This is a genomic window from Micromonospora sp. NPDC049374 (assembly GCF_040677165.1).
Classification (GTDB): domain Bacteria; phylum Actinomycetota; class Actinomycetes; order Mycobacteriales; family Micromonosporaceae; genus Micromonospora.
The window spans coordinates 198,555-222,062 of the sequence record NZ_JBFAQH010000013.1; the positions used below are offsets into that span (position 1 = coordinate 198,555).

Genomic DNA, 23,508 nt, shown 5'->3' on the forward strand with positions numbered 1-23,508 from the left:
CGGCGGTGGGACACCGGCGTGCTGTGGCCCTTCAACGTCCGGCGGTCAGTCCTCCGGGCCGCTGGGGCCAAACGCCTCCTCGATCATCTCCGCGTACTCGGCGTCCGTCGCGCCGCGCCACTCACCGGTCATCGGGTCCTGGACCAGCCACGGCTGGTAGAGCGTGCCCTCGACCCACTGAGAGAACCAGTCAACGGTCGTCATGTGCTGAGGGAACGTGCATGACACGCCGTCAGGGGCCGGGTTCGGGTCGTGGCCCCAGATCTGGCCGTCGGGGAGGTTGAGCTGGCTGCTGATGCCGCAGCCCCAGTCGCAGAGAGTGAGGACGCCGCCCTTGAGGCTGGTCAGCGCGTCAAGGCCGCCAGTTCGATGTCCGTCCCTGAGGCCGAGGAGGCCGTAACCGGGGCCGAAACCGCCGTTGCCGACCTCCAGGTAAAGCCGGCGCAGCAGCGACGGCAGTGACCGGCCGGCCAGTTCCTCGGCCTCTGCAACTGCGGCAGGCGGCGCGGGTCGCAGCGGCGCCAACCGGCTGGCTGGCACCTCGTCGATGTACCCGCCGGCGGCGACCCGTCTGACTACCGCATCGAACACCTGGTCCTCTCTTGTCGACATGGCCCGCAGCGTAGCTGCACCATGTGCGATAAATCAGTCGGCCCGTCCGGCTGGCTCGCGTACCGCACTGAAATCGCCAGATCCGGAAGTCAACGGGCGTCTTCACCGGCGGGTCGCTGCTGTTCGGAACGACGGGGCGCACCGACCTGCTCGGCAAGGAGCACGCCCACGAGCTCGCTCACCACCAGCATGCCTCGGCGAAGCGGCTGGCCGACCTGCTCCCCGACGGGGCCGAGGTGTGGCCGACGCACGGTTTCGGCGGCTCCGTCCCCTGGTGACGCCGCGTGTTGGCGTCCACGCCTGTGTAGTTGTCTGCCTCACACCCCGTCAGAAGGATCAGTCACGCGGTGTCTTGAGGTTGAGTCCCTGGAAACGAACGGAGGGCCTGCCCTCTTGGTCAGGTATCGGCGATCCCACCTCGAACGGCTACCGACCACCGAGGGTGTCCCATGGGAGATCCATTGGTGCCGGACGGCTTCCAGGACATCGGACTCATCTACACCTAGCAAGGAGAGACCGGATGAACCTCGCTCTTTGGATTGCTGCCGGACTGCTGGCAGCGGTCGCCCTAGCCGGCGGCATCAGCAAGACATTCGTACCCAAGGAGAAACTGGCTGCGCACAGTGGAGGGGAGTGGACCGGACACGCCAGCGTCGTCTTCGTCAAGACTCTCGGGGTCCTCGAACTCCTGGCTGCGGTTGGCCTGATCCTGCCCGCTGTGCTCGACATCGCGCCGTTCATGGTCCCGGTGACCGCCGTCTGCTGGATCTTGCTCATGGTAGGCGCGATGATCACCCATGCCCGCTTTGGTCAGCCCAAGTTGGTAATGCTGAACTTGGTCTATCTTTTGCTTGCAGCCTTCATCGCGTGGGGCCGCTTCGTCCTTGAGCCTTTTACCGGCTGACGAGGATGTGCCGCTGGCCGGGGTGGTGTCCTGTTCGCGGGGGTAGTCCGCAGCACGGGCCGCCCCGGCGGTGGCTTCGGCCGGATTGACCGGCTGCCTCGCCGGCCGGACACACCCGACAGACCCGGATCAGGGTACGAGCGCGGCGTCGCCGGTCCTGCCAGAACCAGAACGTCGTCAGCAGAGTGAACCGCCCCGGGTGCTGTGGGGTCTCTACAAGGTCCAGGGCGGTTCAGTCAGGGGATCGCTTCGGGCTTCCAGCCCAGCCGCGGCGGTTTTAGCGTACGTGACTGACCACCTCGGGCGAGGCCGGTCCGCGGCCGACGTGGCGTCGGATCGGCCTCGCCTGGCGGTGGTCCGTCACCGAGGTCCGCCGGCGCATGACGCTGACCCCAGGCGGGCGCCGCGGGCCTACGGCTTCCGCAACCCGGAGAATCAGCAGCTACGCACCCGCACCGCTACCGCCCGACGCCACCGCGGACACCTCAACCCCGCTTAGCTTCGATGAGCCGGCATAGGGACCGCCGAGCAGACCAATCCGCACATGCCAGCCACCGAAAGACTGATCTTTCTCCCGCGCGGCGGGACAGTCTGTCAGCCATGACGAGCGGGGCGGGCTGTTGCTGATTCGCCGGTGCCGGCCGTGCGGGCGGCGTACACGATGCTCCAGGGGCGTGCCGCGTCCGGCGCCGGGACGGTAATCGGCGGTGGCGCCGCCTCGTCCAGCGTCTCGGCGGCGATCTCGGCGAACCGCTCGGCTGCGGGGTGCGGTGACTGCGCCGCCCACGCCGCGGCGGTCGTCTTGTGCAGTGGGTGACCGGTGAGAGGACGCCAAACCACACGCGGTTCGCGTCGAGCGGCGTTCTCCGGTTCGAATGCGACGCCATGGCCGGCGAGCACCAAGCCCAGCAGGAACTCGGGGTTGCGGGCATGCCGGATGCGTGCCGGCGTGTAGCCGTGGCGGCGGCACACGTCCAGGACATGATCGTGCCAGCCCGGTGCGGTGGGGCGCGGAGGCAGGACGAGGTCGTGACCGGCGAGGTCGGCGAGGGCGAGCTCGGTTGCCACAGCCAGCGGCGAGGCGCGCGGCAGGACCACGCCGAGCCGTACCTGTGCGGTTGGTCCGAATCGCAGGTCGGGGGCATCGACCGGGTGATGGATCAACCCGATGTCGAGCCGTGCGTCGGCGAGCATCCGCAGCTGCTCGCCGGTGGTCAGCTCCTGCAGGTCGACGTCGAGGCCGGGTATCTGGTCGGCGAGGCGCCGTAGTAACGCCTGGAGGGTCACCGCGGGTGTCTCCGGCGGCACGCCGGCGCGCAGCGTGCCCAGCGTGCCATCGCGCACCATCCGCATGAGGGTGCGCATCCGTTGCTCGCCGACGAGCAGGGCGTGCGCCTCGTCGAGCAACAGCCGGCCGGCGGGGGTGAGGTCGACCTGGCGGCGGGACCGGTCGATCAGCTCGACGCCCAGCTCCCGCTCCAGCCGCTGTATCGACTGGCTCAGCGGGGGTTGCGCGATGCCCAGCCGCTCGGCAGCCCGGCCGAAGTGCAGCTCCTCTGCCACCACCGTGAAGTAGCGCAGGTGCCGGAAGAGATCCACGCCCCGACGATAGGCGTACTAGGGTGGCGCCCGTGCTGGCGGGGGAGATTTTCGACAAGGTGGGCGTCGACGCGCGCCTACACGCGGTCGACATCGACAGCGGCCGCGAGGTCGGGATGCGCGCGGACGAACAGGTCGTGATCGCGTCCGTATTCAAGATCCTTCTGGTGCTGGAGTTCGCGCGACAGGCCGCGGCCGGGCAGCTCGACCCCACCGAACGGGTGCTGGTGCGCGCTGAGGACCGGCTCGGCGGCTGGGGCACCGCTGGCTGCGCCGACGATGTGCAGCTGTCCCTGCGCGACCTGGCGTACTTCGCCATGTCGGTCAGTGACAACACGGCGGCCGACCTGCTCCTGCGCCGGGTCGGCCCGGACCTTCTCCCGCTGCTCGCAGGCGAGTTGGGGCTCACCCGCACCCGGATTGTCGGAGGCCCCCGGCAGTTGCTGGAGTCGATGTTCGCCGATGTTGGCGCGCGGGACGCGACCGAGTTCGCCCGCGCTTTCGCCGCCCTGCCCGAGGAGCGGATACGGGCCATGCGGGTCTTCGACCCCGCCCACACCAGCTCGAGCACGGCACGGGAGATCACCCGGCTGCTGACCCTGATCTGGCGGGACGAGGCCGGCCCGCCCGCCGCCTGCGCGATGGTGCGTGACCTGATGGCGCGGCAACTGTTCTGGACCCGGCTGCCATCCGGCTTCCCGCCCGAGGTCCGGGTGGCCGCGAAGACCGGCACGCTACCCGGGCTGCACATCGAGGCCGGGGTGGTGGAGTATCCCGACGGCGGCCGCTACGCGGTCGCGGTCTTCGCGCAGACCCAGCGGCTGGCCACCCGACGGATCGACATTGACCTGGCGATGGGCGAGGCGGCCCGGGCGGCCATCGAAACGCTACGGACGATGTGATCGACATCTCGGCCGCCGCCGTGGTGGGCCGCTCTGCTGGGGCGATACGCGAGCGCGTATCGGCGCTGGCGCAGGATGGTCTTGGACGCCGCGCCTGGCGCGATGGTTGGCTGCGCGTCATGACCGAACCACCACTGAGCCGCCGCCGATTCCTGGGTACCACCGCCGGCGCCGCGCTGGGCACCGTGGCCGGCACCACCGTGCTGCCGGCCACCGCGACCGCCGCTCCCCGCCGCCGTCCATCACGGGGCGTGCCGGCCACGTTCCGCTGGCTCGGCACCTCCGGGTGGCGGGTCGACCTCGGGGCGAAGACTCTGCTGATCGACCCGTACCTGAGCCGCTTCCGCACCGGGCTGTTCGACGGGCAGTTCAACCCTGACACCCCGCTGACCGTCGACGTCGAGCGCATCGCCGACCATCCCGGCACCCCGCAGGCGATCCTGGTGACCCACACCCACTGGGACCACTACAACGACGTACCACACATCGCGCAGCGGTCCGGCGCCCGCGTGTTCGGCACCCTCACCGCGTACCACCTGGGGCTGGCCGGTGGCCTGCCGTCCTCCCAGCTCAGCCCGGTCAAGGGCGGCGAGGTGCTCGACTTCGGCGAGTACACCGTCGAGGTGGTCGCGGCGCTGCACAGCCGCAACGCCTCCTATTCGATGGCCTTCCCCGGTGTCCGCATGGCGGTGCCCGACAAACCGGCCACGATCGCGGACCTCCCCGAGGGCGACACACTCGCCTACCAGGTCACCGTCAAGGGCGGGCCGTCAGTGTTCTTCATGGGCGCGAGCGACTTCGTCGAACGCAACCTCACCGGCCTGAGCCCCGACGTCGCCATGGTCGCCGTTCCGAGCACCGACGTCACCCACACCTACGTGCCGCGCCTGCTCGCGGCGCTCGGCCGGCCGGCGACCATCGTGCCGGTGCACTGGGACAACTTCGAGGTCCCGCTGACCAACCCGCCGACGACCACACCCGGCGACCAGAAACGGCTCGACGCGTTCCTCGCTGCCGTACGCGAATCCGCACCGCGCACCAAGATCCTGCTACCGCGGTACCTGACCCCGTACACGTTCGCCTAGCACCGGAACCATGTCGCTCATCGCCTGCTCTCTCCTGGTCGCCGCACCCGCCCTACTCGTGCTGTGGCTGTGGGGCAGACCGCTGTGCGCCGGCCGGTGGAAAACCCCCGGCTGGTTCCTCGCAACAGCCGCGCTTTGCGCCGTCGCTGCCGCGGTCACCTGGTTCATCGGTGCCTTCTCGGGTCCCTCCCTGGACGCGGAAGAGTCCTGCCGCGCGGTCGGTGCCACCTATGACGGCGCCTACCGTTCCACCCATTGGCAGGAACCGTCGCGATGGTTCCCCCTGCACAACAAGTGCAACGCCACCTACGACCTGGTGCCGGCATGGGTCAACCCGACTCTGGTGCTCCTGCTCCTGCTCACCACCACCTGCCTCGGTGCGGCCGTCTGGCTGGGGATCGCAAACCAACGAGCCAAGACGCGCGAAGCGTGACCGAACCGACTGCCGCTGAGTTGGTGCGGGCGGCGAAGAACAGGGCGTCAACATGCGAATTGCGAACAGGTAGATCAACTGGATCGCCGGGGCGTGGCGTGTAGCGCCCTGCGGCCGCTCCTTCGAGCGCAGCAGTGGCGCGGATCCTTGCGTGGGAGCGGTTGACCTCGCGCATCGGCTCGGGCAGGTTGCGGCCATAGGAGGGGACACGGAACTGCCGACGTGCGGTTGTCGTCCGGACGGGTCAGAACATCCCGTTCGGGATTCTGGACGGATCGGGAACGCATTGGACGACGTCCCAGTGTTCAACGATTTGTCCGTCTACCAGCCGCCAGATGTCGACGACGGCAGTACCGCGTTCATCTTCAGGAGTATGCATGTGGTAATGCACGACGACGTACTCGTCGTCAGCGACGATCCGCTTGAGATCCAGCTCCGCGCGCGCGACCGACGCGGTGGCGATGAACTCGACGAAGGCGTCACGGCCCGACGGATTGTCCGGGCTGTGCTCGATGAAATCCTCCCGCAGCAGGGTTCGCAGCACCTCGATGTTGCCGGCAGCGAATTCGGCGAAGCCACGCAGGACCAGGTCCTTGTTGTTGTGGGCGGCGGTCATGTCAGTCATGCCGCAGACGATCGCAGCCACACCCACCCGCCGTCGATTACACCAGAGGTAATGGCCAAGGAGGCGATCCTCCGCGACACTCGGGACGTGCCCCCCGACGAAACCGCCGGTCAACTCCTGCGCGGCTGGCGCCGCATGCGCAAACTCAGCCAACTCGAGCTGGCGATCCAAGCCGACGTCTCAACCCGACATATCAGCTTCGTCGAAACCGGGCGGACTGTCCCCAGCAGCGCCATGGTGCATCGGCTGGCCGAGTACCTGAATGTGCCGTTGCGTGAGCGAAACCGCCTTCTGGTCGCCGCCGGCCACGCCCCGGTCTACCGGGAGCGACTGCCGGACGATCCGGACTTCGATCGTGTGCGGGAGGCGCTGGGCAGGATCCTGCGGGCGCATGAGCCGTACCCAGCGATCGCGCTCGACTGCCGATGGAACGTGCTGATCGCCAACGGAGCGTTCGACCTCCTCGTCGAGGACGCCGACCCCGAACTACTGCAACCGCCGGTCAACATGATGCGGCTCGGCTTTCACCCCAAGGGACTCGCGTCACGGTTGCGCAACCTCGCCCAGGTCCGTGCCCACTTGCTGCCCAGACTCGGCCGTCAAGCGGCGCACACCGGAGACCCGCAGCTGATGGCGCTATATGAAGAACTGCTCGCCTATGGGCAAGACGAGTACATGCGGCCACCGGACCCTGCCGACATCGCCCTGCCGATCCGGCTCGACTACCGCGGTGCCGAGTTGTGCTTCATCAACACCGTCACGACGTTCGGGGCCGCATTCGACCTCATGCTTGAGGAAGTCACCGTAGAAATCTACCTGCCCGCCAATGAGGCGACGGAACGTCAATGCCACCAGTTCAGCCGAGCACGCGCCCACAACAGCACGGCATAGGGCCATTCCCGGCAACACCGTACTGTGGAACGTTCGTGCCCACAGGTTAGAGATCAAGTTGACGGCAATGCCCGTACGACCGGGGGCCGCGAGGTCGGCCAACTCGCCGCCACCGCACCCACCGTCGAGCCGGGCACAGTTCATCCACGTATTCGAGTTGATGTACCCGACTGACATCAGTATTGCGATGCCATTTTCATCGTGATGACGGGGCTGAGCAGGCACTCAGCGGCGTGTCGTTGCTCCAGATAGGAGTTGTGGGGGCTCGGGCTGCGGTCGTTCGTCAGCCGAGGTGCTGCTGTCAGGCGAGATCGGGCCCGCCGTCGATGGTGAGGACTTGTCCGGTCAGTCAGGTGGCCGCTTCGTCGGGGTGGCCGCAGCGGCCCGTGGGAGGGTTCCGGGTGGGGGTTCTTACGGTTCGGCGGGCCAGTTGAGTAGACGAGCGCCGAGGACGGCGGCTTGCAGTGTGAAGCGTTGGGTGGGGTCGTCGGGGTCGTACCCGGTGAGGTGGCGGACCCGGTCGAGTCGGTAGGCGACGGTGCGGGCGCTGAGGTGTAGCTGTCGGGCGGTGGCTGTGGTGTTGCCGTGACAGGCGAAGAACGCGGTGAGGGTGTCGAGGATCGGTACGGCGCCGCCTCGCGCTTCGGTCAGTGGCGCGAGAACGGTGTGGACGAGGTCGGTGATGGCGGCGCGGTCGCGGAGGAGGACGGGGAAGACGAGCAGGTCCGCGGCGCGCAGGACGGGAGTGGTGAGGCCGAGTCGGTCGGCGAGTTGCAGGGTGTCGCGGGCTTCTTCGTAGGACTGCTGGATGCCGCTTGGTCCTGGATGAGGGCGGCCGACACCGATCTGCCATCGGTTGTCGGTGCCGAGGGCGGTGAGGAGGTGGTGGGCGACTTCGCCGGTGGTGCCGCGAAGTGCTGCTGGGGTGATGCAGACCAGCAGGTCGTCGTGGCTGGTGATCAGGGTGTTCCGGCTGCCGAACCGGGCGGCGAGTCCTGCTTCGACGAGGTCGAGCACCGGGTCGGTGAACCCGGTGGCCGCGCGGGCGACGATGACCTGGTGCCGGCCGGCGAGTTGGACCGCGAAGCGGTGGGCACGTTCGGCGAGCCGACCGGGGTGACCGTGACCGTAGAGCAGATCGTCGATGAATTCGCGGCGGGCGGTGTGGTCGCGGCGGGCGGCGTGCAGGTGTGAACGTTCGTGTCCCTCTGCGGCGGCGTCGAGGAGGCGTCGGGCCGCTGTCCAGACGGCGGTGGTGGCGGCGCGGGCGGCGCTGGGGGTGGGGGCGTCGGCGAGGCCGGGCAGGGTGGGCAGGAGGGTCTCGGCGGCGTGCAGGTAGCCGGCGATCAGGGCACGCAGGGTGATGTTGAGGTCCGCAGCCCGCTCGCCGTGCCGCCGGCACCTGTCGAGGTCGGCGCGTTGCGGGCGGCGGCCGGTTGCTGCGGCGGTGGCGAGGGCGTCGAGGTAACCCTGCAGCAGTTCGGTTGGCACGCCGGGTGTGCCGAGGTCACATGTCGGGCCGGACGACTCGTCACTCACACCTGGCTCCACAGCAAGAACTGTATGGTCACGGGCGGTTTCGCTTCGTCCGGTGCCGACGCGCGACCGACGGCACCGGACGAGACATCAGACGGCGAGATCGCGTCGCTCGAACGCCGCGGCGGCCATCCCGACAAGGACGGCGATGGTGCCGGCCAGGACGAGGAGGTAGCCGACGTGGAAGCCGGTGTGTAGCGGGTCGGCGCCGAGGTAGTAGTGGAACGGCGACAGCCACCGCAACGGTCGGATGGCGTCGAACTGGTTGCCGAGGGCATGCAACAGGTACGTGGCAACGGCGACGCTGCCGGTGGTGGCCAGCACGACGGGACGGCGTCCGACGAACGCGCTGACGGTCAGGGCGAGAGCGCCGAACCAGAGCCCGACCAGCAGTAGGCCGAGGGACGCGGCGCTGATCCTGCTGACGCCGACGTTCATGTCCAACGCGGCGGCGAGGGCAAGGACCAGCAGCCAGGCGACCGCGCCGACGGCGCCGACGGCAGTGGCGAGGGCTGCGAAGCGTTGCAGGACGAACCGGCGGCGGCTGATCGGGTTGGCTAGCAGCAGATCGAGCACACCGGCGTCCTCGGGCCCGGCGATTGCGCGGGTGCCGAACACGGTCGCTGCCATGATCAGCAGAAGGGGTACGAACACGGTGTAGATGACGGCCTGCAGGTAGCCGGCGCCGCTGTACAGATCCTGGAATCCCAGCGCGGTCTGCATCCCCTGCGGGATGCGCTCGGCAGCGGACTCGGCGGCGTCCGGATCGCCCTTGAACTGGGACCAGGACGAGACGTAGATGGTGACGAAGGCCCCGATGCCGACCATCCAGCCGGCGACCGCCCGCCGGTAGTCGCGGAGGGACTTGCGGACCAGGCTGGGCATCACGACGTCGTCTCCTCGGACTGGTGGTAGTAGCTGAGGAAGGTCTCCTCCAGGTCGGGTTCGGCGCTGATGAGGTCGACGACGGTGTGCCGGCCGAGCGCCTTGATCAGCGGGTCGAGTTGCCCGTCGACGGTGCAGTGCAGCACCGGTCCTTCGACGGAGACGTCGGTGACGCCCGGCAGGCCGGTGAAGTCGGCCGCCACGGGCGGCTCGGCGAAGTGCACCTCGACCTGGCGGACGGCTCGTTTGCCCAGCGACTCGACCCGTTCGACGGCGACGAGCCGGCCGGCGCGGACGATGCCGACCCGGTCGGCCGCCGTCTGCACCTCGGCGAGTATGTGTGAGGACATGAAGACCGTCTGCCCGTTCGCACGAGCCTCGCGCACCATCTCCAGGAACTCCTGCTGCATCAGCGGGTCCAGGCCGGTGGTCGGCTCGTCGAGGATCAGCAGTTCCGGCTCGTGCATGAACGCCTGCACCAGGCCGACCTTCTGTTTGTTGCCCTTCGACAGGCTGCGGATCCTGCGGGACAGGTCCAGTTCCAGCCGCTCCGCCAGCTCCGCGATGCGTCGGGCCGAGACGCCGCCACGGGCGTCGCCGAAGAATCGCAGCAGCTCAGCCGCCTGTTCCCGTCCCTCGAACGACAGTTCGCCAGGCAGGTAACCGATCCGGCGGCGATTGTCGACGCCGCGTCGGGGAACGGTGCCGAGCACCGTGGCGGTGCCCCGGGTGGGGCGGATGAAGTCCAGCAGCAGTCTGATCGTGGTTGTCTTCCCGGCCCCGTTCGGACCGAGATAGCCGAACACCTCACCGGGCTGGACACGCAGATCGAGATCTTCCAACCCGCGGCGGTTGCCGTAGAACTTCGTCAGACCCTGGGTTTCGATCGCTGATGTCATGACACACCCCCTTTCTCGGTGGAGACGATGCGGAACAGCGACCCGCCGGCCTCGGCGGGCCCGCGCTGGAACTCAGCCATGCCGGGAAGCTTCACCCGCGTCCCCGGGATATTCCAGTTCGATGTCGTGACAGGTGCAGGGGCACTTCGTTGCCGAACTCCGGCAAAACCACTGTCGACGATCACCTTCGGCTCGCTACCGACGGACCGACCAGGCGCAGAGCACCAAGGCGGCTGCGGTGTGTCCGGCGCCGCTTCGCAGGATCACTCGACGAAACTGGCCTTTGGCAGGCGGGCTTGCCGCAGGTGGTGCGAACGATCGGATCGGGTACCGGCGGGAAACCGGACGCCGTGTCGTTACGCTTTTGAGGTGGTCTCAGCTTGTCCGGAGTGCAGTGAGCCGGGGGTGCCGTTGATGTTCGGCTTGCCGGTCCCGGAGGCGTTCGATGCCGCCATCGATGGGCAACTGGCGCTCGGCGGCTGCATCGTGGGTGACGAGCCGCCGAGTTGGCAGTGCTCGCGTCAGCACCGCTGGCGCGACGCTGACGAAGAGGGATGGAACGAGCAGCTCCTCCGGGTGCGTCGACTTCATCTTCGGTCACGATTGATGCGCACGGCATGAGCGTGCCCGCCGTAGCCGAGTTTGCCGGAGAGCCGGTCCGTGGCGTGATCCTGGGCCCCGGACCGGGGCCTGCCGCGACGGGCCGACGGGGGAGACGTGGTCTGACCTCTGTGGCGGTGCTCGATCCGGGGTTGAAATTGTCGCATGCCATGACTCACATTACTGATACAGTGCTTGCGACATTCGGAGGTGGTGCCATGCGGCCGGCGGATCACACGGAGACCGGGCGGTGGCTGGCCGGGCACGGCTTGGACGGCGTCGAGCCGACACCGCTGCTCGCGGCGCGGCTGGTGGTGCGGCGGCGGGCCAAGCTCGCCGACAGTCTCCTGCTGGCGGCCTTCCTGCTCGGTGCGGCACTCACGCACACGGTGCGACTGACCTACGCCCCGTCCTCCTGGCTACCATTGCTGGTGCTGACGGCGTTGGTGGTCGTGTTGCTGGTGGCGCGGTGGCTGCTCGGCTGGTGGGTGCGACGCGTCGACCAGCGGGCCGGCGCGCAACTGTCCCGACGGGTCGCCCACCCGGTCAAGCTCGGTTGGCCGGAGGTGCTGGGCCGGCCGTACGCCATCTTCACGGTCACCGCATTCACCAGCGCCGTGCTGCTCGCGGTGAGCGTGCTGCCGGTGTCGGACTCCGGCTTGCGGTACGGGGCGGCTGTCGTGCTGATCGGCCTTGCCGGCAGCGGCGCCGGCACCGTCATGCAGCTGCGTCAGGTGTTGGCGAGCCCGGCCGTGGCGGAGGACGCGGCATCGCTCACCGCCGATGTGATTATGCGGGTCGAGGACGCCCGTGCCCTCGTCACACCCAGCCTGGTGTGGTTGCTGCCGGCCATCTTTCTGTACGGGGAATCGCTCGGCTGGTGGAACGTGGTCTCGCTGCTCCTCGTGGTGGCCGGCGCTCTCGCGCTCAGCCTGATCCAGGCCCGGACGACCGGTGTCGGGACTGCGGCACGGCGAGCCATGGTCACCCGATGATCGTCATCGACGCCACCTCGCCAACGCCGCCGTATGAGCAACTCCGGGCCCAGTTCGCGAGGCAGATCCAGGACCGCTCGCTCGCTGTCGGCACGAGACTGCCGACGATCCGCCGACTCGCAGCCGACCTCGGCCTCGCCGTGAACACCGTCGGTCGGGCGTACCGGGAACTGGAGGAGGCCGGGCTGATCGAGACCCGCGGGCGGGCCGGCTCGTTCGTCTCGGCCGCCGGCGAGCAGGCCCTCGAGCGGGCCCGCCGCGCCGCCCACGACTACGCGGCGGTCATCACCAGCGTCGGCATCGATCCCCACGAGGCCATCCGCATCGTCGAGGCCGCCCTGAGCCGTCATCCAACACCGTAAGACCCCCGCCACCCACCGCCCCTCACTCCTGCTGAGACCTCTGCGCTGCTACGAAACCGCCGTGCGACGACTGATGACGGAGAAGTCTCGGCCCGACCCCCGATCGGCGGCGATGTGAGTACGTCCTGACCCGGCACCGAATCAGGGTGACCAGTGGGCAAACCGGCGGCGCGCTTTTCGACCGCCGCGTCATTCGTTAGTAATCGCCTGTGGAGCACCTGTGGTCCTTCACCTGGGGCACGAGGTGATCGTCATTGTGCCGGCGTGATCGCTGCGCCGGTGCTTCTGGCGGCGAACACGGCCTTCAATGAGCTGCCGCGCCTGCTGCACTTCATGGCCCGGGACGGCTACGTGACCCGTCGATTCCTGCACCTGGACCGGCTGGCGCTGAGCAACGGACTGATCGCACTCGCGGTCACCGCGGCGGTGATCCTCGTCGCCTTCGGTGGCCGCACGCACTCCCTGATCCCGCTCCACGCGGTCGGCGTCTTCCTCGCCTTCACGCTCTCCCAGACCGGCATGGTCAACCACTGGCGACACCACCGTGACCCCGGCTGGCGGCGGCGCGCCACCGTCAACGGCGTCGGTGCCGCGCTGTCGGCCGTGGTGTTGGTGACCGCCGCGGTCGCGAAGTTCACCGCAGGTGCGTGGGTGGTGGTGCTCGCCGCTGTTGATCTACCTGTTCTCCCGGGTACGCCGTCACTACGACCACGTCCAGCAGGCCCTCGGCCTGCACGCCGCCGCCGGGCGCGGCGGGTTGGAACCGGCCGAGGACGAGCCGCCCGCCGTCGTCCCGCAGCAGGTACGGCATTTCTTCCTCGTCCCGGTGGCCCGCCTCAACCAGGCGACGCTGCGGACCCTCGCCTACGTCGGCTCGCTCGGTCAACCGGCGCTGGCGCTGCACGTCAGCCCCGAGCGGGCGGAGGCCGAGCGTTTCCGCACGCAGTGGGCCACCTGGGGCGACCACATCCCGCTGGAGACCATCCTGTCGCCGCACCGCGTGATCATCCAGCGGCTCGCCGGGTACGCCACCGCGCTGCGCCTCAGCCATCCCGACCTGACTTTCACCGTCGTCGCACCCGATGTGGTGGTCGACCGCCCCTGGCAGCGGTTGCTGCACTACCGCACCGAACAGCGACTGCGTCGGGCTTTGCGCCGGCACCCGGGCATCGTCGTCACCAGTATGCCCACCCACCTAACCTGCTGAGCGTCGTCGGGCCAGCGGCCGACGCAGTCGGCGAGGCGCTCGTCGGTGACGGTGCGTCGGGTGGCGACGAGCGAGCGGTGCCGCGATCTCGGGTGCGGGCTGCCCCACGATTCCCCGTCGCGTTGCCCGCAGCCCGGGGGTGCAGACGACGTCAGCCTCGCGGCTCAGCCGTCCCCCGCCAGGATCTCCTCGTAGCTCAGTTGAATGACGTACTTCCCTGCGGGCGGTCGGATCCGGGATCAGGAGCAGGGGCGTCTCGGATCGCGAGCGCGGCTTGGATGAGCGCAGCGTGGGTCAGCGTCTGGGGGTAGTTGCCGAGGTGGGCACCGGTCGCGGGGTCCAGCTCTTCGGCGTAGAGACCGAGTGGAGTGGCGTGACCAAGCATGGTCTGGAACAGATCGATCGCCTCATCGCGGCGTCCGGTGCGGGCGAGGGCTTGGATCAGCCAGAAGGAGCAGGGCAGGAACGCGCCTTCGGTACCGGGGAAGCCGTCCCGCCCGGGCGGGTAACGGTAGAGCAGCGGGCCGCCCGCGGAGAGCCGGTCCCGCATGGCGTCGATGGTGCCACGCACCGGGGTGATCCGATGTCGTCCAGGTCGAGCAACGGCAGGACGAGCAGAGCCGCGTCGAGGTCGGTGGAGCCGTAGCTGCGGACGTAGCTGCCCGTCGTCGGGTCGGAGCCGCGCGTGCGGACCTCGGCGGCGATGGCATCTCGGGCCTTCCGCCACCGTTGACGTTGGCGCTCGGGCAGCGGATGGGTGTCGCCGATGCGCAGGGCCCGGTCCAGGGCGAGCCAACCCATCAGCTTGGAATGTACGTGGTGAGCGGGCTCGCGGATCTCCCAGATGCCGGCGTCGGGCTCCTGCCAGCACCGGGCGACCACGTCGGCGAAGCCACGCACCGCCCGCCACGTCTCTGAGTAGAGGCGGTGCCCTGCCTGTGCGAACGCCCACGCGGCGTCGATCACCCAACCGTAGCCGTCGAGCTGGTGTTGGCCGGAGGCCCCGTTGCCAACCCGCACGGGAACGCTGTCGAGATAGCCTGACCAGCCAGGCAGGTCCCGTTCCGCCGGCACGTGGCGGCCGTACAGGGTGAACAGCGCTGGCAGGTGTGGCCGCTGCAGCCGGCTGGCGTGCAACAGCCACGCGAGGAACCCGCGGGCCTCGTCGGGTTTGCCGACGCCGAGGAAGGCGCTGACGCCGATGCTGGCATCTCGCGGCCAGACGTAGCGGTAGTCCCAGTTCCGCATTCCGCCGGGCTCCTCGGGCAGGGACGTGGTCGGCGCGGCCACCGGGGCTCGCGAGGGCGAGTAGGTCAACAGCCGCAGGGTCAGCAGGCTCCGTACGACCTCCTCCCGGAAGGGCAGCGATTCGTCGACTTCGCCGCTCCAGTCCCGCCACCGATTCTCGTCCTCGACGAGGAGATCCCAGGCAGCTGCCGGGTCGACATGGATCAGTGGTTCGCGGTGGGCCACGGCCAGCACGAGGCTGACCGGACGGCCTGGGCGGACCGTGATCGGGAGGAGCCGCCCCGGTTCGATGGTGAGCCTGGGTGCGATGCCCAGACCCACCGCGAGTGACCCCCGATCACACACCAGGGCCTCGTGCCGGTGGTGAACCCTTGGCGGGCGGTGCCGTACGCCGAGGCGGGGGTCGAACTCGACGACGGCGTCGACGGCTGCCGCCTCGGCCGACAGCCGACGCACGAGCAGCGTCGTGGGCAGGAGCTGGCGGCTGGCCTCCGCGATCATCCCCTCGCTGAGGGTGAGGCGGCCCTTGCCCACGGCCCAGGTCGTCTCCAGCGTGGCGGTGTGCCGTCGGTAACGCCGTTCGACGACCGTGGCCGGCCCGGCCGGGCCGACCCGGAAGGTTCCCGCGTCCGCGCCGCCGACCAGTCGACCGAACAGGGGCTCGCCGTCGAAGCGGGGCACGCAGAGCCAGTCGAGTCCGCCGTCACCGGCGACTAGGGCCTGTGTCGAAGTCGGTGCCAGGGCTTGAGCTGGTTTGAGGATCTTCGCGTGTCGGAGATCGAAAGTAGGCGAGGTCTCCGGTAGATGGTTCAGCGACCAAGCAGAACCTGAAAACGGAGACCTCGTGGACACCCTAGCGGTGACGAGGCGGTTCGACCTGAGCGACGTGCAGTGGGCGGTGCTGGAGCCGTTGCTGCCGACGCCGAAGCGGCCGGGTCGACCGTCGTTGTGGAGTAGGCGGCAGTTGATCGATGGGATTCGGTGGCGGATCCGGGTGGGTGCGCCGTGGCGGGACGTGCCACCGCAGTACGGGTCCTGGTCGGCGGTGTATGCCCTGTTCCGCAGGTGGCAGCGCGACGGGACCTGGAAGCAGGTGCTCACCGCGTTGCAGGCCCTCGCCGATGCGGACGGCAGGATCACCTGGGACGTGTCGGTGGACTCGACCAGCGCCCGCGCCCACCAGCATGCGGCTGGGGCGAGGAAAAGGGGGATCTGCAGGCCGGCCACCCGGCGGTGTCAGCGTTGAGCCGACCGACCATGCGCTCGGCCGGTCCCGCGGTGGGTTGACCACAAAGCTGCACCTGGGCTGCGAGCAAGGCGAGAAACCCCTCGCCATCGTGCTCACTGCCGGGCAGCGCGGCGACAGCCCCCAGTTCATCCCGGTTCTGGCCGCGATCCGCGTTCCCCGCCTGGTCACCGGCCGACCGAGAACACGACCGGACCGGGTCCTGGCCGACAAGGCGTACACCTCGAAGGCCAACCGAGCCTACCTGCGCCGGCGAGGCATCGCCGCGACCATCCCCAGCAAGGCCGACCAGGACGCGAACCGGCGGGCCAGAGGATCCAAAGGCGGCCGGCCACCGGCCTTCGACCCGCACATCTACCAGCAACGTCACGCCGTGGAGTGCGGCATTAACCGCCTCAAGCGCAACCGAGCCGTGGCCACCCGTTTCGGCAAGCTGGCCGTCCGGTACGAGGCCACGATCCACCTCGCCGCCATCAACGAGTGGCGGTGACCGACTTCGACACAGGCCCGAGGCCCCGACCAGCAAGAATGCTGGTCGGGGCCTCGCGTTTATCTAGGTAATTCCAGATCGCCCTCGAGGCGTCCGTAAACGCCCAGAATTATCTGAATGTCGTGTCAGTCGTCGTCGCCCACGATGGCGGTGACACGGATCTCGACACGCATCCTCGGCGCACCGAGGGCCGACACACCAACCTCGGTCCAGATGGGCGCGCGGTCGCCCATGCGCTTGCGGAACTGCTCCACCATGACCCGATTGTGGCTGTCTCCGATGGAGTCGGGGGAGTCAGGGATGTGGTAGGAGTTCACGGAAATGACGTCACGCCATGTGGCGCCGGCTTCAGCGAGAGTCCGCTCGACGTTGTCGAAGGCCCGGACGATCTCCTCTTCGAGGGCCTCGGGGAAGTTGAAGTCGTCGTCCCAGCCTCCCTGACCCGAGGTCTCGACGCGGCCGCCGATCCGGACCGCCTGGCTGTAATGCATGTTGGCCAGTTGCGTGTCGCCGTAGCCGGGGGTGGCGTAGAACGTCGGCCTGTTCATGAGCTTTCCTCCTCGTGTTCTGCTGATCGGTGCCGGAAGGGAGCTTCGCGCCCTGGCGGGTTCCCGGATCGGCAACGCGTACACCGCCGCACCCTTCACTTCACGTGTGAAGGGCGCCCGTGTTCACGTTCGTGGCGTCGGCCAGGCCAGGCCCGTCACATCCCGGACCTGCGGCTGCTGCCATCGCCGGTACCTGATGAGGCCGACCGTCAATGAGGCGAACGCCAAGGCCATCAGAATCCAGCCGGTCACGGGGCTGAACACACCGCTGAGCCGGCCGAGGTATCCTACTGACAGAAGTACCAGGCAGAGCCCGCCGCAGAGGAGGTACATCCCGGCGTCGACGGGCTGCCTCCACCTCCTCCGCATGACGGCAGACATGCGACGAGTCAGCAGTATGCGGACACCGCAGCCGGCCACGGCCAGGCCGGCCGCGCCCAGGGCCACGTTCCACCAATCCTGGAATCCATGGATCAGCTTCTACCCTGCGGGACGCGGTCGGCAACCACGGGCAGGAATCATCGGCTTTGCCGGATCGCCGCCTGGACTCCGCCTCGGCTCGACCCGGGACTTTGACACAGCCCCTAGGCTAGCCATGTCCAGGGTGGCCCGGAGCAGGCGGCATCTGCTGAGGTCCGTCGGCTAGCCGCGGCGGAGACGGGCGATCCCGGCGTCGCGATCGTCGCCGCGGCGTCGGCCCGTATGCCAGCAAGACTCGCGGACCCAAACACATATACCTTGTTTAATCGAGCGTTGATGCGGGTGCTGTGGGCAGGAACCCCAGAGACGGCCGAAGCCTTGTCGCTGCGCTGCATAATGCACCTTACCTACGCGAATCTACTAACGGGACGAGTGAAGGACCCGCCCCGTCCAGAGCTGCATGTGCCCGACCAGACCGGCGGCGATCTCGGCGCTGTGCCGATGTTTCCGAACCGGGCCGAGCGGGCAGCTCATCCATTACCGTCCGAGCCGCAGAAGGAGGACGCGACACCGACCTGGCGCCGGCAAGCCTTCGTCCCGCGGCTGGTCGAGATGCTGGAGCTGGCCAAGTCTGGTGGCCGGTTCCACGTTACCCCGCACATTCCACCTCGGCTTCTCGCGGCAGCCCGGCGCACCCACCCGATCACCGCTGACGAAGTGGTGCTGGCCTTCATCGACCTCACGCTTCTGCGCCAAGGCGCTCAGTCAGCGATCTTTACCGACCGGCGGTTTCGCTATCAGGCCGATTCCTTTTCAGACGGACTAGGGCCACTCGACCTTCCCTATGCGGACCTGCCGCAGACGGTTATCGAGTTCAAACAATTTTCGAAGGTGAACGTCGGCGCCGGGCAGATGGACTACTGGTTCCGGCTGGTCATCACCTCCGCTGCTGGAGAACGACAACTCGGATTCCCTAACCTTCCTCACCGGCATGCAGCAAAGACCGGCGATCTGCTGCAAAAGATCAAGCGGATGTGTTGACGCGGGGAGTGTGTCGATCTACGCAGTCCCGGGCGCACCTCGCGCGCTGCCCGAGGAGTACCCGCCAGTCGGCGAGCAGGTCGACGCGATCGTCCAGTGGATCAGCCGGTACCGCCCGCCCGTCTGGATACGCCTCACGATGCGGGCCGCGGACCTACATGATTTCAGCTGGCCGTGCGGATGCTGTGGTCAGCTGACGATCCTCAGCCCTAGCGGCGACGGCGTCACCGTCGATGTGCGCAGCAGTGAGGGACCGGGATGTGCGTCGTTCGTCGCGCACCGGTCCTGTCTGGCCGACCGCCTCAACCCGGACTTCAACGGCGACCGCACGGGTCAACGCCGTGGGACGCGACCAACCGATCGCCCCCAGCGAACGGAAACGAATGGCCCTGAATAGCCGTAGGCGGCAGCCACCGCCGGATGAACCCCCACAGACGCACGAGATCACGCGCATGCACATGCCGCCAGGCGAGGCTGGTTTGAGGGGCTCGGACTACCCGCCAGCGGAGCCCCAGGCGTCTTCGAACGTGGTTCGCGTGATGACGAATCCGCTCCAGTCCTCGTCTAGATCATCCAGGCTAGCCTGCCCGAGGCCACCGCACTGGTCTGCCTCATGTCCGGGTCCGTACCGGAGAACCGGGCCGCGGTCGTACACCTCAATCTGCCGAACCGGCCAACCGTCGTCATCCACCTCGAAGTACCAGACCGAGTGCCCCCAGGCGTCGAACTCGTCGCCGCGCGATTCGTCCCAGCGACGACGGTAAAAGCGAGCCATGGCCGTAAGCGTAGATCCACTCGTGCGCGGATCTGCCGCCGATGGTGCGCGGTGCTCGTCGATCGGAGGCGCCAGATCTCAGGCGCGCTCGAAGGTGAGGTCGAAGTCTTTCCGCCAGGAATGGCCGGCGTCCTCGGACGCCTCCCAGCGGCCGAGGATCCGGTCCTTGTCGACGTTGGCGATGAACCGCTGGTGGAAGTCCGGGTCCTCACGGGTCATCGTCCAGTGCTCACCGTCGAAGGTCATGGCGAACTCGCGGCAGACGCCGCGGTCGTCTTCATAGAGCGCGACGAACCGATCGTTCGCGTCGCTGCGTCCCAGGACGAGACTCATCTCGGAACGCGCCTGCCCGCCCCCGCCGAACTGCGATTTCGCGACCAGGAGCGATTCCCCGAGCCACTCGATCCTGGTAGTGCCCCGCACCTCGGTGCCCGGCGGTTCGAGGAAGAAGGCATCCGAAATCTTCGTCGCCCATTCGCCGACAAGCCCGCCCAGCTTCGCCATCTCGGTATTGCGCATCATTTCATCCCATCGGTCCGACGTACGTGATGCGTCGGAGATCAAGGCCGGCGCAGCCCGCAGAAGCGAAGCACCACCGTGCTGGACCGCTCCAGACCGGTGACCAGCACGGTCCGCTCGCGGCGGCGCAGCTCGCGGAAGGTGCGGTTGCCGCAGCCGACGTCCACAATCGTCTCGGCCCAGGCAGCATCGCAGGCCAAGGCCATCGTATGCGACCCAGGGCCGGCGCGCGGACTTCACAACAGCAGGGGCAAGACCTCGGACGCGGCTGTTCATCACCAGCCCCTTGCGCTGACCGATAGTCGATTGCCATCGGATCAGTCACATGCCGCCGAGTGGGCGCGCTGACCTGCCGAGCGGCCGTCACTGTCCGTGCTGCTGCTCGGGCACGTCGTCGGCGGTGACATGCGGGCTGGCGTCGAGGCCGGCGCCGATCTGAGCCGGCAGCGGTAAGCATGTTCGACGGGCAGGTGGGCTGCTGCGGCCTGTTCGTCGCCACTGTGCAGGAGGTCCCTCACGCGCTCAACGGTGGCGGTAATGTCCGTGATGGCCACCGTCCAGCCGTCCACGGCGACGTGAGTGTCGGCCCACGTGGTCCGACTCGGTGTCGGGCGGCAGGTGTGCTGGGGTCGAGTGCGTGCCGTTGACGGCCCTGGTGATCCTACGATCCGGGTATGGCGATGGCGGCTGGTGACGGCTGGCGGTGGGGGCTGAGCGCGGGCAGCGCGGGGCTGGTGGTGTTGCCGTACTGGCAGGGGGCGCCCTGGCCGGCGGTGGTGGCGGCGGTCTTCGGGGTAATCGTGGTCAGTGCGTGGGCGTGGGGCACCCGCAGCGGTCGTGGTGTGGGTGTGGTTGTCGGTGCCGGGTTCATCGTCGTGCTGGCCACGTTGTTCGCTGTCTCGCAGTGGCCCCGTGGTCTGCCGGTCGCGCCGTGGCTTGACTGGTTCGTGATGTGGTTGCTCGTTGGTGCGGTGTGCCTGGCGGCGTTGATCATCGACCGCATCTGGCATTCCTCGATGGTGGAGTGGAACTGGCTGACAGTTCGGTGGATCGCCTCGGTGGTGCCGCTGGCCGGCGTGGTGCTGCTATGCGGTGGCGGGCTCGGCATCGCCCAGATCGACGGCGACGGCAGGTTCCGGGTACCTGTTCGCGTAGACGAGATTCTTCCGCTGCCGACGTCGCTGCGCCTGGTCTCGGCTGACACATGTGCCTCCGGCGGCAGCAGCGGCAACTGCACGGCCAAGTTCGTGGTGACGGCCAACGACGGCGCCAGCCGGGAAGCGACCGTAACCCGGCTCGTCGCCCACCTGCGCGCCCGCGGATGGCCGCTGCAACCCGAACACGGCAGCTATTCCGGCAGCCGCGACATCAGCGGGCTCCTGCACTGGAGTCCACACCGAATATGGCTGTACACCGAAGCCGAACCCGCAACCGTGCTGCAACCGGCGGCACCACAGGGAACAGTGAACATTTACATCGACAACCTCTGACATGTTCCCACACGGAATCTGCTTTGCCGAGTTGAGGACGTTCATCCCTGCGAGCCGACGGCGTGATGATGTGGCCTCTCCTGCTCAGCGAACTGTCGCCCGCAGCGCTTCTTCGTACTGGAGGCGATCGAAGGTGACGGGAAGCAGTTCGTGGTAGCCCCAATCACGATGTCCGGTGCGATAGCCGGACCAGTTGACCGTGTCCTCAGCAACCGTGACTATCGCGGTAAACGGCCAGCAGCCCCAGTCACCGCAGGTACACCCTAGTAACACAGTGTCGCCGTCACCGAACCAGCTCAGGACCGGATCACCGAGATAGTGCCGACTCGGCCAGCGCACGCTGTCGCCCAGCAGCCCCGCATAGCTGCCCGCGAGGTTGGGTTTCCCTTCCCGCCGCGCAAAGGGCAGCTCAGCCGTGCGAACCAGGTCAGGCAGGGGCATGCCGTTAAGGTACGGAACGAGTGTCGTGAACATCCCGACGCCGAGTTCCTGCTCGATGGTACGGAATTCGATACGTTCCACGAGCCCAAGGCTAGGATCCTGCGCCCTGACGTGGTCCGGCGCCCTCGCGTCATTGCTGCCCCGGGTCGTCGCTAGAACGGCGGGCAGGCACGGTTCCGCAGCGGATCGCAGGCTCATGCCGCTGTCCGCTCACAAAGGGCTTGGGGAGGCCTCGCCATTGGCGAGGCGTCCCCCGGACCCGGCCCGGCTCGAACGGGCTGCCACCCTCTCCTGCAGGATCGCGGGCGCGGTCATCCGGAGCCACCGCACCTTGGGCGAGGACGGGAAGAGCTTAGAGGGTGGCGATGACGCACGCACATGCTGCCGAGCGTGCGCGTCGCCAGCCGGGAGTCATTCATGTCGCGCCGGCTGCCGTGCGGTCCGCTTGCGTCCGCAAGCCAGTTGACGAAATATGACGCAAGGTGTCAGGTTTTGGGTGGAGCATGGGTTCATCGGTCGGCGCCGGTGATAGGTGCGGGCCTCGGCACAGATAGATACGGAGAGACAAGGACCTCCATGCGCGAAACCCCAGAAGATCTCGAAAGGCTCCAAGCTCTCCTTGACGCCTCCCTCGCCGGCTCCACCTCCCACCTCCGCTCGATCATCAACACCGCGCGCACACTGAACGCGGAACAGCTCACCCAGGTCCTCACCGGCATGTGCACCCTCGCTCTGTCCAGCGTGACGGCGAAGGGTGAGCCGCGGATCAGCGGTGTGGACGGGCACTTCCTGCGAGGCAAGTGGTACTTCGGCACGGCGCCCGACGCCGCCAAGGCGCGCCACCTCGCGGCGCGGCCCGCCGTCAGCGCCGCACATATGCGCGGTGAGGACCTCGGCGTCTTCACGCACGGCAAGGTGGAGATCCTCAACCCCCGAAACGGCGACCAGGCCACGGACTGGCCGGACGTGCTCGCGTACTTGAAGGACTTCTACGGCGACGACCTCTTCGACTGGGACAACGACGTGGTCTACTACCGACTGCATCCGCATTGGATGACCGTCTATGCCCCAGACATCGCAAAGCTCACCGTGGCGTCCCAGCCCTGATCCACAGCACCGGCCAACCGATGCGCGTCCAAGACCCGCGCCGTCAGAGGTCTCGTTACCGCCTAGCCACGGGCGATCCGTTCAAGCCGAGAGGTGGCCTGTTCGCTTCGGACAGGCCGATAGCATCCGCGACGTCCTGGACGAGCTTCAGCTCGTCGGGAACGTCCGCCGGTCACGGCCAGCGACCCGGCCAAGATCCCCGGCGGGACGAGTCGATCAAGGTGGTTGAGCAGTTTCACCTCGCTTCGAAACAACCGCCCACGCTCGGATGCTGGCATCTCGGCGAGCAGGTCCGGGACACGTTCGTCCTGCGGTACAAACACCACCGTCCCGGAGTACTCACGGCAGCTCGAGCACCACGCCAAGCCGACACAGCTCTCGTACAGACTGTCAGAGGGTGTAGGAGCGGTATCTGTAGGAATAGATCTCACCGGCACACGCATCGGCGCTCCCAGCACGAGCCTCATGAATCGTGCTGACCTTCGACCATGCCCACCTGGCAGCTCTGCATCCCATGATCTTGATCTTTCCCGGGCTACCAAGCGGGCCGCCATCCGGATTTGCCGCCGTCCGCGCTCCGTGCTCGGCGGGTGCACGACGGCGGCTGCGTCATGGCAGGTCCAGCCCCTTCACAGCCGAGCCGCGATC

General features: G+C 68.1%; 26 protein-coding genes and 3 pseudogenes. 15 read left to right on the forward strand and 14 right to left on the reverse strand.

Annotated elements, in window-relative coordinates; translation table 11 throughout:
* Positions 1-45: 45 nt before the first annotated feature.
* Positions 46-612, reverse strand: coding sequence for a hypothetical protein (locus AB0J93_RS21885; protein WP_363924155.1), 567 nt, complete (start codon positions 610-612; stop codon positions 46-48).
* A 95-nt stretch (positions 613-707) separates the two neighbouring features.
* Between AB0J93_RS21885 and AB0J93_RS21890 the strand changes: the two are divergent.
* A pseudogene (locus AB0J93_RS21890) lies at positions 708-872 on the forward strand (MBL fold metallo-hydrolase); the annotation flags it as partial.
* 260 nt (positions 873-1,132) lie between these two features.
* A complete protein-coding gene (locus AB0J93_RS21895) occupies positions 1,133-1,516 on the forward strand; it encodes a DoxX family protein (protein WP_363924156.1) in 384 nt (127 codons plus the stop codon).
* A gap of 594 nt (positions 1,517-2,110) precedes the next feature.
* Here AB0J93_RS21895 and AB0J93_RS21900 read toward each other — a convergent pair.
* Positions 2,111-3,115, reverse strand: coding sequence for a LysR family transcriptional regulator (locus AB0J93_RS21900; RefSeq protein ID WP_363924157.1), 1,005 nt, complete (start codon positions 3,113-3,115; stop codon positions 2,111-2,113).
* Between the two features lie 32 nt (positions 3,116-3,147).
* Here AB0J93_RS21900 and AB0J93_RS21905 point away from each other — a divergent pair, with 32 nt between their 5' ends.
* From AB0J93_RS21905 to AB0J93_RS21915, 3 genes are all read left to right on the forward strand, one after another.
* On the forward strand, positions 3,148-4,017 hold the full coding sequence (locus AB0J93_RS21905) for a serine hydrolase (RefSeq protein ID WP_363924158.1): 870 nt from the start codon (positions 3,148-3,150) through the stop codon (positions 4,015-4,017).
* Between the two features lie 119 nt (positions 4,018-4,136).
* The gene (locus tag AB0J93_RS21910; protein WP_363924159.1) at positions 4,137-5,102 is read left to right on the forward strand and encodes an MBL fold metallo-hydrolase; all 966 of its coding nucleotides are present in this window, start codon (positions 4,137-4,139) and stop codon (positions 5,100-5,102) included.
* 10 nt (positions 5,103-5,112) lie between these two features.
* Positions 5,113-5,535, forward strand: coding sequence for a hypothetical protein (locus AB0J93_RS21915; protein WP_363924160.1), 423 nt, complete (start codon positions 5,113-5,115; stop codon positions 5,533-5,535).
* 244 nt (positions 5,536-5,779) lie between these two features.
* Here the strand turns inward: AB0J93_RS21915 and AB0J93_RS21920 are convergent, their stop codons facing one another.
* Positions 5,780-6,160 carry a nuclear transport factor 2 family protein gene (locus tag AB0J93_RS21920; RefSeq protein ID WP_363924161.1) on the reverse strand — a complete coding sequence of 127 codons (381 nt, stop codon included), beginning with the start codon at positions 6,158-6,160 and terminating at the stop codon, positions 5,780-5,782.
* A 51-nt stretch (positions 6,161-6,211) separates the two neighbouring features.
* Between AB0J93_RS21920 and AB0J93_RS21925 the strand changes: the two genes are divergently transcribed.
* On the forward strand, positions 6,212-7,051 hold the full coding sequence (locus AB0J93_RS21925; RefSeq protein ID WP_363924162.1) for a helix-turn-helix transcriptional regulator: 840 nt from the start codon (positions 6,212-6,214) through the stop codon (positions 7,049-7,051).
* A 411-nt stretch (positions 7,052-7,462) separates the two neighbouring features.
* Here the strand turns inward: AB0J93_RS21925 and AB0J93_RS21930 are convergent, their stop codons facing one another.
* The 4 genes from AB0J93_RS21930 to AB0J93_RS21945 all read right to left on the reverse strand — a co-directional run bounded on the left by AB0J93_RS21930 (position 7,463) and on the right by AB0J93_RS21945 (position 10,556).
* Positions 7,463-8,590 (reverse strand): helix-turn-helix domain-containing protein, encoded by a 1,128-nt coding sequence (locus AB0J93_RS21930; protein ID WP_363924163.1) that lies wholly within the window; start codon positions 8,588-8,590, stop codon positions 7,463-7,465.
* Between the two features lie 87 nt (positions 8,591-8,677).
* Positions 8,678-9,472, reverse strand: a complete 795-nt coding sequence (locus AB0J93_RS21935) for an ABC transporter permease subunit (protein ID WP_363924164.1) — start codon at positions 9,470-9,472, stop codon at positions 8,678-8,680.
* Positions 9,472-10,371, reverse strand: a complete 900-nt coding sequence (locus AB0J93_RS21940) for an ABC transporter ATP-binding protein (RefSeq protein ID WP_363924165.1) — start codon at positions 10,369-10,371, stop codon at positions 9,472-9,474. Before AB0J93_RS21940 ends, AB0J93_RS21935 begins: the two co-directional genes overlap by 1 nt.
* Positions 10,368-10,556 (reverse strand): hypothetical protein, encoded by a 189-nt coding sequence (locus AB0J93_RS21945; RefSeq protein ID WP_363924166.1) that lies wholly within the window; start codon positions 10,554-10,556, stop codon positions 10,368-10,370. Before AB0J93_RS21945 ends, AB0J93_RS21940 begins: the two co-directional genes overlap by 4 nt.
* Before the next feature lie 229 nt (positions 10,557-10,785).
* Between AB0J93_RS21945 and AB0J93_RS21950 the strand changes: the two genes are divergently transcribed.
* The 5 genes and pseudogenes from AB0J93_RS21950 to AB0J93_RS21970 all read left to right on the forward strand — a co-directional run bounded on the left by AB0J93_RS21950 (position 10,786) and on the right by AB0J93_RS21970 (position 13,535).
* Entirely contained in the window at positions 10,786-10,992 is a 207-nt protein-coding gene (locus tag AB0J93_RS21950) for a hypothetical protein (RefSeq protein WP_363924190.1), read from the forward strand.
* 197 nt (positions 10,993-11,189) lie between these two features.
* Entirely contained in the window at positions 11,190-11,966 is a 777-nt protein-coding gene (locus tag AB0J93_RS21955; RefSeq protein WP_363924167.1) for a hypothetical protein, read from the forward strand.
* The gene (locus AB0J93_RS21960) at positions 11,963-12,328 is read left to right on the forward strand and encodes a GntR family transcriptional regulator (RefSeq protein ID WP_363924168.1); all 366 of its coding nucleotides are present in this window, start codon (positions 11,963-11,965) and stop codon (positions 12,326-12,328) included. Before AB0J93_RS21955 ends, AB0J93_RS21960 begins: the two co-directional genes overlap by 4 nt.
* A 279-nt stretch (positions 12,329-12,607) precedes the next feature.
* Positions 12,608-12,898 (forward strand): annotated as a pseudogene (locus AB0J93_RS21965) (amino acid permease); the annotation flags it as partial.
* Between the two features lie 73 nt (positions 12,899-12,971).
* Positions 12,972-13,535 (forward strand): hypothetical protein, encoded by a 564-nt coding sequence (locus tag AB0J93_RS21970; protein WP_363924169.1) that lies wholly within the window; start codon positions 12,972-12,974, stop codon positions 13,533-13,535.
* Positions 13,536-13,731: 196 nt separating this feature from the next.
* Here the strand turns inward: AB0J93_RS21970 and AB0J93_RS21975 are convergent, their stop codons facing one another.
* Both AB0J93_RS21975 and AB0J93_RS21980 read right to left on the reverse strand, forming a co-directional pair.
* Positions 13,732-14,085: a glycoside hydrolase family 15 protein gene (locus AB0J93_RS21975; RefSeq protein ID WP_363924170.1), complete on the reverse strand. Its 354-nt coding sequence runs from the start codon at positions 14,083-14,085 to the stop codon at positions 13,732-13,734.
* Positions 13,977-15,635, reverse strand: a complete 1,659-nt coding sequence (locus tag AB0J93_RS21980; RefSeq protein ID WP_363924171.1) for a glycoside hydrolase family 15 protein — start codon at positions 15,633-15,635, stop codon at positions 13,977-13,979. The genes AB0J93_RS21975 and AB0J93_RS21980 overlap by 109 nt, the downstream gene beginning before the upstream one ends.
* Before the next feature lie 7 nt (positions 15,636-15,642).
* Between AB0J93_RS21980 and AB0J93_RS21985 the strand changes: the two genes are divergently transcribed.
* A protein-coding gene (locus AB0J93_RS21985) for an IS5 family transposase (protein WP_363924191.1) occupies positions 15,643-16,519 on the forward strand; the annotation gives its coding sequence in 2 pieces (ribosomal slippage) (positions 15,643-15,986 and positions 15,985-16,519; 879 coding nt in all).
* A 125-nt stretch (positions 16,520-16,644) separates the two neighbouring features.
* On the opposite strand, the gene AB0J93_RS21990 is transcribed toward AB0J93_RS21985, so the two are convergent.
* Positions 16,645-17,067: a Rid family hydrolase gene (locus AB0J93_RS21990; protein ID WP_363924172.1), complete on the reverse strand. Its 423-nt coding sequence runs from the start codon at positions 17,065-17,067 to the stop codon at positions 16,645-16,647.
* A gap of 756 nt (positions 17,068-17,823) precedes the next feature.
* Here AB0J93_RS21990 and AB0J93_RS21995 point away from each other — a divergent pair.
* Positions 17,824-18,528, forward strand: a complete 705-nt coding sequence (locus AB0J93_RS21995; RefSeq protein WP_363924173.1) for a hypothetical protein — start codon at positions 17,824-17,826, stop codon at positions 18,526-18,528.
* An 853-nt stretch (positions 18,529-19,381) separates the two neighbouring features.
* Here the strand turns inward: AB0J93_RS21995 and AB0J93_RS22000 are convergent.
* The 3 genes and pseudogenes from AB0J93_RS22000 to AB0J93_RS22010 all read right to left on the reverse strand — a co-directional run.
* Positions 19,382-19,822 carry a hypothetical protein gene (locus AB0J93_RS22000; RefSeq protein ID WP_363924174.1) on the reverse strand — a complete coding sequence of 147 codons (441 nt, stop codon included), beginning with the start codon at positions 19,820-19,822 and terminating at the stop codon, positions 19,382-19,384.
* Between the two features lie 41 nt (positions 19,823-19,863).
* Positions 19,864-20,028, reverse strand: coding sequence for a hypothetical protein (locus AB0J93_RS22005; RefSeq protein ID WP_363924175.1), 165 nt, complete (start codon positions 20,026-20,028; stop codon positions 19,864-19,866).
* A 157-nt stretch (positions 20,029-20,185) separates the two neighbouring features.
* Positions 20,186-20,391 (reverse strand): annotated as a pseudogene (locus tag AB0J93_RS22010) (DUF4291 domain-containing protein); the annotation flags it as partial.
* 105 nt (positions 20,392-20,496) lie between these two features.
* Between AB0J93_RS22010 and AB0J93_RS22015 the strand changes: the two are divergent.
* A complete protein-coding gene (locus AB0J93_RS22015) occupies positions 20,497-21,312 on the forward strand; it encodes a hypothetical protein (protein WP_363924176.1) in 816 nt (271 codons plus the stop codon).
* A gap of 84 nt (positions 21,313-21,396) precedes the next feature.
* Here the strand turns inward: AB0J93_RS22015 and AB0J93_RS22020 are convergent, their stop codons facing one another.
* Complete coding sequence (locus AB0J93_RS22020) at positions 21,397-21,834, reverse strand: hypothetical protein (protein WP_363924177.1); 438 nt, start codon at positions 21,832-21,834, stop codon at positions 21,397-21,399.
* Between the two features lie 495 nt (positions 21,835-22,329).
* Here AB0J93_RS22020 and AB0J93_RS22025 point away from each other — a divergent pair, with 495 nt between their 5' ends.
* On the forward strand, positions 22,330-22,860 hold the full coding sequence (locus AB0J93_RS22025; protein WP_363924178.1) for a pyridoxamine 5'-phosphate oxidase family protein: 531 nt from the start codon (positions 22,330-22,332) through the stop codon (positions 22,858-22,860).
* Positions 22,861-23,508: the final 648 nt, after the last annotated feature.

Coding starts and splice junctions, on each gene's coding strand:
- AB0J93_RS21990 (WP_363924172.1), bottom strand. CDS start 17,067: ATGAACAGGCCGACGTTCTACGCCACCCCCGGCTACGGCGACACGCAA.
- AB0J93_RS21935 (WP_363924164.1), bottom strand. CDS start 9,472: ATGCCCAGCCTGGTCCGCAAGTCCCTCCGCGACTACCGGCGGGCGGTC.
- AB0J93_RS22000 (WP_363924174.1), bottom strand. CDS start 19,822: ATGCGCAATACCGAGATGGCGAAGCTGGGCGGGCTTGTCGGCGAATGG.
- AB0J93_RS21910 (WP_363924159.1), top strand. CDS start 4,137: ATGACCGAACCACCACTGAGCCGCCGCCGATTCCTGGGTACCACCGCC.
- AB0J93_RS21950 (WP_363924190.1), top strand. CDS start 10,786: ATGTTCGGCTTGCCGGTCCCGGAGGCGTTCGATGCCGCCATCGATGGG.
- AB0J93_RS21955 (WP_363924167.1), top strand. CDS start 11,190: ATGCGGCCGGCGGATCACACGGAGACCGGGCGGTGGCTGGCCGGGCAC.
- AB0J93_RS22015 (WP_363924176.1), top strand. CDS start 20,497: ATGGCGATGGCGGCTGGTGACGGCTGGCGGTGGGGGCTGAGCGCGGGC.
- AB0J93_RS21925 (WP_363924162.1), top strand. CDS start 6,212: ATGGCCAAGGAGGCGATCCTCCGCGACACTCGGGACGTGCCCCCCGAC.
- AB0J93_RS21920 (WP_363924161.1), bottom strand. CDS start 6,160: ATGACTGACATGACCGCCGCCCACAACAACAAGGACCTGGTCCTGCGT.
- AB0J93_RS21940 (WP_363924165.1), bottom strand. CDS start 10,371: ATGACATCAGCGATCGAAACCCAGGGTCTGACGAAGTTCTACGGCAAC.
- AB0J93_RS21995 (WP_363924173.1), top strand. CDS start 17,824: ATGCGGGTGCTGTGGGCAGGAACCCCAGAGACGGCCGAAGCCTTGTCG.
- AB0J93_RS21960 (WP_363924168.1), top strand. CDS start 11,963: ATGATCGTCATCGACGCCACCTCGCCAACGCCGCCGTATGAGCAACTC.
- AB0J93_RS21895 (WP_363924156.1), top strand. CDS start 1,133: ATGAACCTCGCTCTTTGGATTGCTGCCGGACTGCTGGCAGCGGTCGCC.
- AB0J93_RS22025 (WP_363924178.1), top strand. CDS start 22,330: ATGCGCGAAACCCCAGAAGATCTCGAAAGGCTCCAAGCTCTCCTTGAC.
- AB0J93_RS21885 (WP_363924155.1), bottom strand. CDS start 612: ATGTCGACAAGAGAGGACCAGGTGTTCGATGCGGTAGTCAGACGGGTC.
- AB0J93_RS21915 (WP_363924160.1), top strand. CDS start 5,113: ATGTCGCTCATCGCCTGCTCTCTCCTGGTCGCCGCACCCGCCCTACTC.
- AB0J93_RS22005 (WP_363924175.1), bottom strand. CDS start 20,028: ATGGCCTTGGCCTGCGATGCTGCCTGGGCCGAGACGATTGTGGACGTC.
- AB0J93_RS21975 (WP_363924170.1), bottom strand. CDS start 14,085: ATGCGGGACCGGCTCTCCGCGGGCGGCCCGCTGCTCTACCGTTACCCG.